This is a genomic window from Intrasporangium oryzae NRRL B-24470 (assembly GCF_000576595.1).
In the GTDB taxonomy this organism is placed as follows: Bacteria; Actinomycetota; Actinomycetes; order Actinomycetales; family Dermatophilaceae; genus Intrasporangium_C; species Intrasporangium_C oryzae.
Genome location: NZ_AWSA01000033.1, coordinates 1 through 13,047, shown reverse-complemented (window position 1 = coordinate 13,047; position 13,047 = coordinate 1). Strand labels below are relative to the sequence as shown.

The 13,047-nt window shown below is 70.6% G+C and carries 7 protein-coding genes; 3 read left to right on the top strand and 4 right to left on the bottom strand.

The window, feature by feature from the left end; genetic code table 11:
- Window positions 1-178: 178 nt before the first annotated feature.
- Complete coding sequence (locus N865_RS14590; RefSeq protein ID WP_051510616.1) at window positions 179-5,482, top strand: NAD-glutamate dehydrogenase domain-containing protein; 5,304 nt, start codon at window positions 179-181, stop codon at window positions 5,480-5,482.
- Between the two features lie 134 nt (window positions 5,483-5,616).
- Window positions 5,617-7,104 carry a sensor histidine kinase gene (locus tag N865_RS14585; RefSeq protein ID WP_034807401.1) on the top strand — a complete coding sequence of 496 codons (1,488 nt, stop codon included), beginning with the start codon at window positions 5,617-5,619 and terminating at the stop codon, window positions 7,102-7,104.
- 113 nt (window positions 7,105-7,217) lie between these two features.
- On the opposite strand, the gene N865_RS14580 is transcribed toward N865_RS14585, so the two are convergent.
- Window positions 7,218-7,466: a WhiB family transcriptional regulator gene (locus tag N865_RS14580; RefSeq protein ID WP_013493302.1), complete on the bottom strand. Its 249-nt coding sequence runs from the start codon at window positions 7,464-7,466 to the stop codon at window positions 7,218-7,220.
- A gap of 396 nt (window positions 7,467-7,862) precedes the next feature.
- Between N865_RS14580 and N865_RS14575 the strand changes: the two genes are divergently transcribed.
- Entirely contained in the window at window positions 7,863-8,291 is a 429-nt protein-coding gene (locus N865_RS14575; protein WP_051510614.1) for a hypothetical protein, read from the top strand.
- Between the two features lie 45 nt (window positions 8,292-8,336).
- Here the strand turns inward: N865_RS14575 and N865_RS14570 are convergent, their stop codons facing one another.
- The 3 genes from N865_RS14570 to N865_RS14565 all read right to left on the bottom strand — a co-directional run.
- On the bottom strand, window positions 8,337-8,939 hold the full coding sequence (locus tag N865_RS14570) for a GDSL-type esterase/lipase family protein (protein WP_245603777.1): 603 nt from the start codon (window positions 8,937-8,939) through the stop codon (window positions 8,337-8,339).
- A 224-nt stretch (window positions 8,940-9,163) separates the two neighbouring features.
- Window positions 9,164-9,340: a DUF6104 family protein gene (locus tag N865_RS22780; protein WP_157557712.1), complete on the bottom strand. Its 177-nt coding sequence runs from the start codon at window positions 9,338-9,340 to the stop codon at window positions 9,164-9,166.
- 127 nt (window positions 9,341-9,467) lie between these two features.
- Window positions 9,468-13,047 (bottom strand): multifunctional oxoglutarate decarboxylase/oxoglutarate dehydrogenase thiamine pyrophosphate-binding subunit/dihydrolipoyllysine-residue succinyltransferase subunit (locus tag N865_RS14565; protein ID WP_034807398.1); only part of this gene is annotated, 3,580 nt, incomplete at its 5' end.

Here is a 13,047-nt window from a genome sequence, read left to right as displayed (position 1 = left end):
GAGAGGCGCCCGAGGTTCTCCACCGGGGCCGCCCGTTCTCGGCGGTTCTCGGCGGTTCTCGAGGGCTCTCGACGGGGCCGGTTCGGAGCATCGGCCCGGCAGGGCTAGGCTCGCATGATGAGATGCGTGCACAACGTCGTGTCGCGCACTGGTCACACGTGAGGAAATCGACAACCGCATGTCCGCGTCACTCGAACAGTCTCGAATCGACGTCCTGAAGGCGGCCACGGCCGCTGCCACCCCGGCTCCCCGGAAGGGTCGAGCCTCGTCGGCGGCGAAGGCGGGTGAGCTCGAGCAGTTCCTCGGTGCCTACTACCGCCTCGTCGCGACCGAGGACCTCATCGCGCGCGATCCCGAGGAGCTCGCCGCGATCGCGCTCGGCCACCGGGCCTTCGCCATGGACCGTCCGTCCGGCACGGTGAACGTCCGCGTCGTCAACCCGACGACCGAGGAGGTGGGGTGGAGCTCCCCGCACACCGTCGTGCAGGTCGTCGTCGACGACATGCCCTTCCTCGTCGACTCCGTCGTCGCGGCGCTCGGCGGCTTCGACCGTGGGGTCCACCTCATCGTCCACCCACAGGTGACCGTGAGTCGCAGCATCACCGGCGAGCTCGCCGAGGTCCTCACCGACGGCTCGACGACGGTCTCGAGCGGATCCCTCGAGATCGTCCGCGAGTCCTGGATGCACCTCGAGATCGACCGGCTGCCCGACGCCGCGCTGCCCGAGGTCGAGCAGCGGCTGCGCCACGTCCTCGACAACGTCCGTGACGCGGTCGAGGACTGGCCCAAGATGCGCGCCCACGCCCTGACGATCGCGAGCGACCTCAAGGCGGCCACCCCGCCCGGGACCGACCCGCACCACGCTCGTGAGGCGAGCCGCTTCCTCGAGTGGCTCGCGCACAACAACTTCACCTTCCTCGGCTACCGCGAGTACTCCCTGACGCACGAGGACGGCAAGGACGTCTCCCGCCAGGTCCCGGGCACCGGGCTCGGTGTGCTGCGCTACGACCGCCCGCAGGCCGGCAGCGGCCTCATCCTCACGCCGGCAGCGAGCAAGGCCGCCCGCGACTCGTCGATCCTCATCATCACCAAGGCCAACTCCCGCGCCACGGTGCACCGCGACGTCTACCTCGACTACATCTCGATCAAGAAGTTCGACGCGCGGGGCGAGTGCGTCGGAGAGCAGCGCTTCCTCGGCCTCTACGCCTCGGCCGCCTATAACGACACGATCCACGACATCCCGCTGCTCGACGTCCGGGCCCAGCAGGTGCTCAAGCTGACGGGCCTCAGCCCCGAGAGCCACTCGGGCAAGGACATCCTCCAGATCCTCGAGACCTACCCCCGCGACGAGCTCTTCCAGACGAGCCCCGAGCAGCTGGCCGAGATCGCGACGAGCGTGCTGCACCTGCAGGAGCGTCGCAAGACCAAGCTCTTCCTTCGCCGCGACGAGTTCGGGCGCTTCATGTCCTGCCTCGTCTACCTCCCGCGCGACCGCTACAACACGACCGTGCGCCTGCGGATCGAGGCGATCCTCCTGCAGGCCTTCGGCGGCGAGACGATCGACAACACGACGCGCGTCAGCGAGTCGACCCTCGCCCGCCTCCACTTCGTCGTCCGTATGCCGTCCGGCACCGACATCCCCGAGATCGACGAGGCGGCCCTCGAGCAGCGGGTCATCGACGCGACGCGGACGTGGGACGAGGACCTCTCGGAGGCCCTGACCCGGGCCCGCGGGATCGAGGGTGCGGCCCGGGCCATGGCGGCCTACTCGAAGGCCCTGCCCGAGGCGTACAAGGAGGACTTCGACGTGGCCACGGCCGTCGACGACCTCGCGCGGATCGACCGCCTCGGTGACCTCGACGGCGCGACGGGCCTCAACCTCTACCACGACGCCGCCTCGACGGCGCCGGAGGAGCGCCGCTTCAAGCTCTACCGTCGCAGCGGCCTCTCGCTGACGCAGGTCCTCCCGCTCTTCACGCACCTCGGGGTCGAGGTCAGCGACGAGCGCCCCTACGAGGTGCCTGCCGCGGGCGGCCGGACCGTGCACATCTTCGACTTCGGCCTGCGAGCCGACCCGGCCGCCTGGGGGACCGGCGCGGCGGCCGACGACGTCCGCACCCGCTTCGAGGACGCCTTCCGCGCGGTGTGGGAGGGGCGCGCCGAGTCCGACGGCTTCAACGCCCTCGTCCTCGGGGCGGGCCTGACCTGGCGTCAGGTCGTCATCCTGCGCACCGTCGCGAAGTACCTCCGCCAGACGGGCTCCACGTTCTCGCAGGACTACGTCGAGTCGGCCCTCGTGGCCCACACCGGCATCGCGCGCAGCCTCGTCGAGCTCTTCGAGGCTCGGTTCGACCCCGACGCCTTCCCCGGCACCGAGGCCGGCTTCGACCAGCGCGCGGCCCGCCAGAAGGCCATCGTCACGCACATCCGCCAGGCGCTCGACGACGTGGCGAGCCTCGACCACGACCGCATCGTCCGCGCCCTGCTCGGCGTCATCCTCGCCAGCCTGCGGACCAACTTCTACCAGCCCGACGTGGACGGCGAGCCGAAGTCCTACGTCTCGCTCAAGCTCAACCCCAAGAAGATCCCGGACCTGCCGGCCCCACGCCCGATGTTCGAGATCTGGGTCTACAGCCCGCGCGTCGAGGGCGTCCACCTGCGTTTCGGCAAGGTCGCCCGGGGTGGTCTGCGCTGGTCTGACCGGCGCGAGGACTTCCGCACCGAGATCCTCGGCCTCGTCAAGGCGCAGATGGTCAAGAACGCCGTCATCGTGCCGACCGGCAGCAAGGGCGGCTTCTACGCCAAGCAGCTGCCCGACCCGCTCGTCGACCGCGCGGCCTGGCTCGAGGAGGGCATCGCCTCCTACCGCCTCTTCATCTCGGGCCTGCTCGACCTGACCGACAACCTCGTCGCCGGCCGGGCCGTCGCTCCGAACCGCGTCGTGCGTCACGACGAGGACGACACCTACCTCGTCGTCGCCGCCGACAAGGGCACGGCGAAGTTCTCCGACATCGCCAACGGCATCTCCGCCGACTACGGCTTCTGGCTCGACGATGCGTTCGCCTCGGGCGGGTCCGCGGGCTACGACCACAAGGGCATGGGCATCACCGCGCGTGGCGCCTGGGAGTCCGTCAAGCGTCACTTCCGCGAGCTCGGCGTCGACACGCAGAGCCAGGAGTTCACCGTCGTCGGCGTCGGCGACATGAGTGGCGACGTCTTCGGCAACGGGATGCTCCTGTCGGAGCACATCCGCCTCGTCGCGGCCTTCGACCACCGCCACATCTTCATCGACCCCAACCCCGACGCGGCGACGTCCTACGCCGAGCGGCGCCGGATGTTCGACCTGCCGGGCTCGTCGTGGGCCGACTACGACGCGAGCCTCATCTCCGCGGGCGGGGGCGTCTTCGACCGGGCTGCCAAGTCGGTCCCGGTCAGCGCCGCGATGATCGCCGCGCTCGGGCTCCGAGCCGGGACGAAGAGCATGACCCCCGCAGAGCTGATGAAGGCGATCCTCCTCGCCCCCGTCGACCTGCTCTGGAACGGCGGCATCGGCACCTACGTCAAGGCGGCCGGGGAGACCAACTCCGAGATCGGCGACCGGGCCAACGACGCGATCCGCGTCAACGGCTCCGACCTGCGCTGCAAGGTCGTCGGAGAGGGCGGCAACCTCGGCATGAGCCAGCTCGGCCGCATCGAGGCCGCGCTCGCCGGGGTCCGGGTCAACACCGACGCCATCGACAACAGCGCCGGGGTCGACACCTCCGACCACGAGGTCAACATCAAGATCCTCCTCACCGAGCTGACCCGGTCGGGCGAGCTGACGATGCGTCGTCGCAACTCGCTCCTCGCCTCGATGACCGACGAGGTCGCCGAGCACGTGCTGCGCGACAACTACGAGCAGAACGTCCTCCTCGGCAACGCCAGGGCCCAGCAGCACGCGATGCTGACGGTCCACGAACGGCTCATCCAGTTCCTCGAGCAGAACGGCGACCTCGACCGGGCGCTCGAGTTCCTGCCGAGCGACGCCGAGATCGCGCGGCGCCAGAAGGACGGCCTCGGCCTCACCTCGCCGGAGTTCTCCGTCCTCGTCGCCTACGCGAAGCTCTACCTCAAGAACCAGCTCATCGCGACGTCGCTGCCGGACGACCCGTGGTTCGCCGCGACCCTCGCCGAGTACTTCCCCAAGCCGCTTCGCAGCAAGTACGCCGCGCAGATCGCGGCCCACCCGCTGCGCCGGGAGATCATCACCAACGCGGTCGCGAACTCGATGGTCAACCGCGGCGGCATCACCTTCGCCTACCGGGCAGGCGAGGAGACGGGCGCGACCCCGGAGCAGGTGGCCCGGGCCTACGTCGTGTGCCGTGAGGTGTTCGACCTCGCCGGCTTCGTGCGCCGGGTCGAGGAGACCGACAACGTCGTGACCACCGCGGCACAGACGGCCCTCTACCTCGAGTTCCGTCGCCTGCTCGACCGCTCGGTGCGCTGGTTCCTCACCTCCCGCCCCGCCGAGCTCGACATCGCGGGCGAGGTCGCCCGTTTCCGCCCCGGCATCAAGACGTATGCCGCTCGCATGCCCGAGCTGCTCCAGGGCAGCGAGCGCCAGCGCCTCGTGCGCCGGGCCCGTGAGCTCGAGGGCAAGGGCATCCCGGAGGACCTCGCGCTCTCGGCTGCGGCCCTGCTCGACGCCTACTCGCTCCTCGACTGCATCGAGATCGCCGAGGACACCGGTGAGTCGCTCGAGGAGGTCGTGGGGGTCTACTACCTCACCTCGGAGACGTTCTCCATCGACGCGATGCTCTCCCGGGTGACCAAGCTCCCACGCGACGACCGGTGGGACGCCCTCGCCCGCGGGGCCCTGCGTGACGACCTCTACGCGGTGCTCGAGAGCCTGTGCCGGTCCGTGCTCGAGGTGAGCCGGCGCGGCGACGACGCACGCGCCCGACTCGACCAGTGGGCCGGGCTCAACGCCGACGCCCTCAGCCGGGCCCGGGCCGCCCTCGGTGGGATCGAGCGGATGCACCACGCCGGGATCGCGGCCCTCTCGGTCGCGCTCCGGACGCTCCGGACGGTGACCCGCCCGTCGACCGCGAGCGCCCCGCCGGCGGTCTCTGCAACCCAGGCGGTGGCGGCTGCGATCGCGGCGACCGCCGAGCCGACCGAGGTGGCCACCGAGGCTGCCGAGAAGGCCACCGAAGAGGCGGCGGAGGAGCCGGCGGCGTCGAGCACGGCAGGGAAACCCGTCGCGCGGAAGACGGCAGCGCGGAAGGTGGCGCCGCGCAAGGCGACCGCGAAGAAGGTCGTCGCGTCGGATGCGGCGCCCAAGCGGACCGCGACGACGTCCACGGCCACGCAGCCGAAGGCCACGGTCACCAAGGCCGAGACCACGAAGGCCACGAAGGCGACCACGAAGAAGGCCGCCAAGCAGGCTGTGAAGAAGACGGCGAAGAAGGCCACCGGGCAGGCGGCCGCCGCGCGCGGATGACCGACCGTCGACGGACCCGGCCCCGGGGGTGACCCACCCCGCGGGGTCGGGTCCGTCGACGTCAGCCGGCCCAGCGGCATACGGACGGGGAGACCGCCCTGCAGCTCGCGACAGAGGGCGCATAGGCTCGGTCTGTGGCGACCCTGAGTGAGCTCCTGCGCGGGCGGACCAGCCTCCCCGACCACGACGTCGAGTGGCTGCACCTGCTCGTCGGCGACTGGCAGCTCATCGCCGACCTCTCCTTCGCCGACCTCGTCCTCTGGGTGCGCTCGACCAGCGACCGGTGGGAGGCCGTCGCCCACGTCCGTCCCACGACCGGTCAGCTCGTCTTCGTCGACGACCAGGTCGGCCGCGTCGCCGAGGACCGACGAACCCGCGACCTCCTCGACGAGGCGGCCGCCGAGCAGCGCATCCTGCGCGTGCGTCAGGTGCAGATCGAGCACGACCACCAGCCCGACCAGTCCGTGCGTGAGGAGTACATCCCCGTCGTGCGCGGCGGGCATGTCGTCGCCGTCATGACGCGGCACACCAACCTCTGGACGACGCGCACGCCCAGCCGTCTCGAGCTGACCTACCTCGCGACGGCCGACGCGCTCTGCCGGATGGTCACGGGCGGTGAGTTCCCGCACAGCAGCGCCCCGACCGGCCTGAGGCGCGGCGCCCCGCGCGTCGGCGACGGGGTGATCCGCCTCGACGTCGACGGGATCGTCACCTACGCCAGCCCGAATGCCGTGTCCGCACTCCACCGCCTCGGCCACCTCGGCGAGGTGGTCGGCGCGAGCCTCGCCCAGGTCGTGACCGACAACGTCCGCGAGACCTACCCCGTCGACGAAGGGCTGCCGCTCGTCGTCACCGGTCGCCAGCCGTGGCGCACCGAGGTCGTCGCCGGCGGGACCACCGTCTCGATGCGCGCGATCCCGCTCACCGAGGCCGGCCAGCGGTTCGGGGCGATCGTCCTGCTCCGCGACGTCGGGGAGCTGCGTCGCCGCGAGCGAGAGCTCATGACGAAGGACGCGACGATCCGCGAGATCCACCACCGCGTCAAGAACAACCTCCAGTCGGTGGCCGCCCTGCTCCGCCTCCAAGCCCGCCGCGTGCCCGAAGGAGAGGCCAAGGACGCCCTGCGCGAGGCCGAGCGCCGCGTCGGCACGATCGCCATGGTCCACGACCAGCTGAGCCAGGGCTTCGACGAGACCGTCGACTTCGATGCGATCGCGCAGCGGGGCCTCAACGCCGTCGTGGAGGTGGCGGCGAACGGCGCCCCCGTGCGCACCATCACCGAGGGGTCCTTCGGTCGGCTCCGCGCCGAGGACGCGACGGCGCTCGCGATGGTCATGAGCGAGCTCGTCCAGAACTCCATCGAGCACGGGCTCGGGGACACCGGGGGAGAGGTGCGGATCTCGGTCAAGCGGCAGAGCGACGAGCGCGGGCAACCCATGGTCGTCGTCTGCATCGAGGACAACGGCAAGGGGATCGACCCGGCCAGGCGACCCGGGTCCGGCCTCGGGACCCAGATCGTCCAGTCCCTCGTCGCCGACCTCCAGGGACGCATCATGTGGGAGGGCGTCACGCCGCACGGGACGCGCGCGACCTTCACCGCGAGTCTGCGGCCCGTCACCTAGGCGCAACGGATGGCCGGGCATCTGCGCCGGCGGTCCGGACCGGTGGATGTGACCGCCCGGACATGCGAAAGCCCGGCGACCCCAACCGGGTCACCGGGCCTGCGATCGTGGGCTCAGCCGGCGCGGCGCGCGCGGGCGTTGCGACGCTTGAGGGCCCGGCGCTCGTCCTCGGAGAGGCCGCCCCACACGCCGGCGTCCTGGCCGGTCTCGAGGGCCCACTTGAGGCACGTGTCGATCACCGGGCAGGTCCGGCACACGGCCTTGGCCTCTTCGATCTGGAGAATGGCGGGTCCGGTGTTCCCAATGGGGAAGAACAGCTCCGGGTCAGCATCCAGACAGGCAGCGCGGTCGCGCCAATCCATGTGGATCGTGCTCCTTCATCAAGTTGGTGGCACCACCGAGAGGTTCGGGGGTGGTGCGCGTTCTCGGGCGCCAGCGTCGTTGTCGGAGCCGTTTAAGTGCGTGGTTTCGGGGTGTTCCACGGGGCAACACCCCCCTGACCAACGGAAACGCGCACGAAGTGGTTCCGCACGCGTCCGAAGTCAGGATCCAGTGTGGCGGGCGCCCTGTGATGCTTCAAGAGGTGATGCCTCAGCAGCGATCGCGTCGCGCGTCGATGGCGCACGAGCCGGGGAGCAGGTCACACGAGGATCTATCTTATCCGCAGATGCCATTCGTTTCCAGACCCAAACCTCACCTGCCGCTGTGCTCCGGGACACGTCGCTCGTGCACCGTGGCTGCATGGGTAGGCTGCTCCGGTGACCGACAGCGCCGAACCACCCGCCGTCGAGGCGCGCACGCGTGCCCCCAGGGCGGCTGCGATCCTCAGCCTCGTCGAGGCCCTGGTGCTCCTGGGCTTCGTCGTGTTCTACGTCGTCGAGATGGCGGGGGGCGCGACGTCCGACCTGAGCCGCGCGGCGACGTCCGGCGCGCTCATTCTCGTGTTCGCCGTGTTCCTTCTGGCGATCGCGCGCGGGTGGTGGCGGCGTTCCGACTGGGTGCGCACCCCGACCCTGCTCTGGAACGCCCTCCTGCTCCCCGTGGCCTGGTCGCTCCACGAGTCGGACCGGACGGAGCTCGCCATCGCGGTCGCGGTGCTCGCCGTTGCCAGCATCGCCGCCGCCCTGGCCGCGCCGCCGCGAGAGCCCGTGGACGCGGCCGAGCACATCGACGACACTCCCCGCTAGGACCTCCGGTCGACGGGGCGGCGGCTCAGCCCGAGGGGCGGGGACTCAGCCGATCGAGAGCCAGTCGTTCCAGCCGTTGTGCAGCACGAGCCAGGCGATGAGGCCGTAGCCCGCCTGCCCGGGGTGGGCCCGGTCGGGGCTGGCGGCTAGGTCGGCCATCCACTGGTCGTGCGTGACGAGCGGACGGAAGCAGTCGACGTAGGTGATCCCGCGTCGAGAGCAGACGTCTGCCTGTGCCTCGGCGAGCGCCTCGATCCGTCGGTTGAGCTCAGGGTCGAGGGTGGGGGGCAGGCCGACGACGAACGCGCCGATCCCGTGCGTGGTGGCCTCGTCGAGGACGTTGGCGAGGTTGAGCCTCGACCGGGCCATCGTCATCCCGCTGAGGACGTCGTTGGTGCCGACGGAGAGCACGAGGCGCCGCTCGGAGCGGGCCTTCCAGCGCGGGTGGCACTCGGCCGCCCAGCGGGCGACGACGTCTCCGGAGGTGTCCCCGCGCACCCCGAGGTTGTAGGCCGTGAGGTCGAGGTCGGGGTGCTGGGTGCGGGCGACGACCCGGCCGACCCAGCCGAGGCCCTTGGGGTCGCCGTAGCCGGCCGTCATCGAGGCCCCGACGAAGACCATGCCCACGTCACGCACTCCCTCGGCCACCGTGAACCCGGTCGTCGGGGCGAACGCGGGCTCGTCGCCGCGCCCCGGGGCGGCGACGCCCGGGTGCTCCGTCGTCGTCTCCGCGGCGGCATCAGCCGAGGCCGCGGCGCGGCGGAGGGGACCCGTGTCGGGGGGGTCGACGAACTGGGTGTGGGAGGAAGGGTAGGCGGGTCCGACCCCGTACGGCGCGCGGTCGAGGTCAGGGGTGCGGTCGTTCACGGTGCTCAGTCCTCGTCGTCGTCGAGGCGTGCCAGCCACGTCGCGAATCGTTCGATGGGCACCTCGAACTCAGGGTTGACGTCCACGAAGGTGCGCAGCTGCTCGGCGAGCCACTCGAGGCTCACCTCCTCGGCGCCCCGGCGGCTGGCCAGCTCCTCGATGCCCCGGTCGGTGAAGTACACCCTTGGAGGCTATCGCGTCCGGCAGCGGGACCCGCGCAGGCGGGCCCGCTGTCCGGCCGTCGGGCAGCGCTCAGGGTGGTCGACCACGGGGGTCGACCGCCCTGAGGAGGTGTGCGTGCTCGGGACGTCAGCGGTTGAAGGCGTGGTCCATGAGCTCGGCCTGCTCGACGGCGTGCTTCTTCGTCGAGCCCGTCGCCGGGGAGGCGGAGGCCTTGCGGGCCACGACGCGCCACGGGCGGTTCTCCCCGACTGCGGTGAGGTCCTCGTGCAGCCACTGGGCCATGAGCGGCCAGGCACCCTGGTTGCGCGGCTCGTCCTGGACCCACATGAGCTCGGCGCCGGGGTAGCGGCCGACGGCCTCGGCGATCTCCGCGACCGGGATCGGGTAGAGCTGCTCGACCCGGATGATCGCCGTCGCGGTGTCACCGCGCTTCTCACGCTCGGCATCGAGCTCGTGGACGACCTTGCCCGAGGCGAGGATGACGCGGGTGACGTCCTTCGTGACACCCGGGTGGTCGTGCAGCACCGGCTCGAACCCGCCTTGGGTGAACGCCTCGAGCGGGCTCGCGGCGGCCTTGGAGCGCAGCATCGACTTCGGCGTGAAGACGATGAGCGGGCGCCGCGGCCGGGCGTAGGCCTGCTTGCGCAGCAGGTGGAAGTACGAGGCCGCCGTCGAGGGGTAGGCGACCGTCATGTTGTTCTCGGCGCAGAGCTGCAGGTAGCGCTCGATCCGGGCCGAGCTGTGGTCCGGGCCCTGGCCCTCGAAGCCGTGCGGGAGGAGGAGCACGACGGAGGAGTGCTGGCCCCACTTCTGCTCGGAGCTCGAGATGAACTCGTCGACGATCGTCTGCGCACCGTTGGCGAAGTCGCCGAACTGCGCCTCCCACAGCACGAGGGCGTCGGGCCGCTCCACGGAGTAGCCGTACTCGAAGCCCATCGCCGCGAACTCGGACAGGAGCGAGTCGTAGACCCAGAAGCGGGCTTGGCCCTCGCCGAGGTAGAGCAGCGGGGTCCACTCCTCCGCGGTGTGCTTGTCGATGAGGACCGCGTGGCGCTGGACGAACGTGCCGCGCCGGCTGTCCTGCCCGGCGAGACGGACCGGCGTGCCCTCCTTGAGGAGGGTGCCGAAGGCGAGCAGCTCGGCCATCGGCCAGTCGATCCCGCCCTCGCGCGTCATCTGGACGCGGCGGTCCATCAGCTGGGCGAGCTTTGGGTGGACCGTGAAGCCGGCGGGCGGGTTCCCGAAGGCGTCACCGATGTGCTGGATCTCGCTCGCGGGGACGCCCGTGGCGGTCGCGGACCGCTTGGGGGCGGAGTCGTCCTGGACCTGCGCCGTCGGCTTCTCGAGGCCCGCGTTGTCCGGCGCGTCCGTCGCTCCCTCCGACTGGGCCGACGGGTGTGCTCCGCGGGTCGCCTCACGCGTCTCGACGAAGACCCGCTCGAGCTGCTGCTGGTAGTCGCGCAGGGCGAGCTCGGCGTCCTCGACGCTGATGTCGCCGCGACCGATGAGCGACTCGGTGTAGAGCTTGCGGACCGAGCGCTTGGCCTCGATGAGGTTGTACATGAGCGGCTGCGTCATCGACGGGTCGTCACCCTCGTTGTGGCCACGGCGGCGGTAGCACACCATGTCGACGACGACGTCCTTGTTGAACTGCTGGCGGAACTCGTAGGCGAGCTCGGCCACGCGGACGCAGGCCTCCGGGTCGTCGCCGTTGACGTGGAAGATCGGCGCCTGGATCATCCGTGCGACGTCGGTCGAGTAGACCGAGGACCGCGACGAGCTCGGCGACGTCGTGAAGCCGACCTGGTTGTTGATGACGACGTGGATCGTGCCGCCCGTGCGGTAGCCACGCAGCTGCGAGAGGTTGAGGGTCTCGGCGACCACGCCCTGCCCGGCGAACGCGGCGTCGCCGTGGAGGAGCACCGGCAGGACGGTGAAGTCGCGGCCCGCGAGGTTGAGGCGGTCCTGCTTGGCGCGCACGATGCCCTCGAGGACCGGGTTGACCGCTTCGAGGTGCGAGGGGTTGGCCGCGAGGTAGACCTTCGTCTTCGCGCCGTCCTCGGCGACGAACTCGCCCTCGGTGCCGAGGTGGTACTTCACGTCGCCCGAGCCCTGGACCGACTGGGGGTCCTGCTTGCCCTCGAACTCGCGGAAGATCTGGCCGTAGGACTTGCCGGCGATGTTGGCGAGCACGTTGAGGCGCCCGCGGTGCGGCATACCGATGCAGACCTCGTCGAGGCCCTCGCCGGCGGCGCGGCAGAGGATGCGGTCGAGCAGGGCGATGACGGACTCGCCGCCCTCGAGGGAGAAGCGCTTCTGGCCCACGAACTTCGTCTGGAGGAAGGTCTCGAAGGCCTCGGCGGCGTTGAGGCGGCGCATGATCCGCAGCTGCTCGTCACGGGAGGTCTTGGCGTAGGGACGCTCGACCTTGTCCTGGATCCACTTGCGCTGCTCGGGGTCCTGGATGTGCATGTACTCGATGCCGACGGTCCGGCAGTAGGAGTCGCGCAGGATGCCGAGGATCTTGCGCAGCTTGAGGAACGGCGCTCCGCCGAAGCCGCCCGTGGCGAACGTCCGGTCGAGGTCCCACAGGGTCAGGCCGTGGGTCGTGACGTCGAGGTCGTGGTGACGGCGCTGCTTGTACTCGAGCGGGTCGGTGTCGGCCATGAGGTGGCCGCGGACGCGGTAGGCGTGGATGAGCTCCTGGACGCGGGCGACCTTGTTGATGTCGTCGTCGTGCGAGGAGTCGATGTCCTGGATCCAGCGGACCGGCTCGTAGGGGATGCGCAGCGACTCGAAGATCTCGTCGTAGAAGTGGTTCTTGCCGAGGAGCAGCTCGTGGATGATCCGCAGGTAGTCGCCGCTCTGGGCGCCCTGGATGATCCGGTGGTCGTACGTCGAGGTCAGCGTGAGGATCTTGCTGACGGCGTTGCGGTTGAGCGTCTCGTTGCTCGCACCCTGCCACTCGGCCGGGTAGTCGAGCGCGCCGACGCCGATGATGGCGCCCTGGCCCTTCATGAGGCGGGGCACGGAGTGGACGGTACCGATGCCGCCGGGGTTGGTGAGCGAGATCGTCGTGCCCTGGAAGTCCTCGACGGTCAGCTTGTTGCTGCGCGCCTTGCGGACGATGTCCTCGTAGGCGGTCCAGAAGTGGATGAAGTCCATCTCCTCGGCCGACTTGACCGAGGGGACGACGAGCGTGCGGGTGCCGTCGTCCTTCTGGAGGTCGATGGCGAGGCCGAAGTTGACGTGGGCCGGCTGCACGAGGGCGGGCTTGCCGTCCTTCTCGGTGTAGCCGTTGTTCATCTCGGGCATGGTCGCGAGAGCCTTGACCATGGCGTAGCCGATGATGTGCGTGAACGAGACCTTGCCGCCGCGCGAGCGGGCCAGGTGGTTGTTGATGACGACGCGGTTGTCGATGAGCAGCTTGGCAGGGACCGCGCGCACGCTCGTCGCGGTCGGTACGGTCAACGACACCTCCATGTTGGAGACGACGCGCGCGGGAGCGCCACGGAGCGGCGTCACGACGTCCTCGTTGACCGGTCCCGTCGCCTTGACCGCGGGGATGTCACGCGGGGTCGGGACCTCGGCCTCCTTCGCGGCCTCCTTCGTGGGGGCGGCCGGTGCCGGAGCAGCCGGAGCCGGGGCGGCCGTCGCAGCAGGGGTGCCGGTGGCGGGTGCCGCGCCGTTGGCGGCCGGCGTGGCG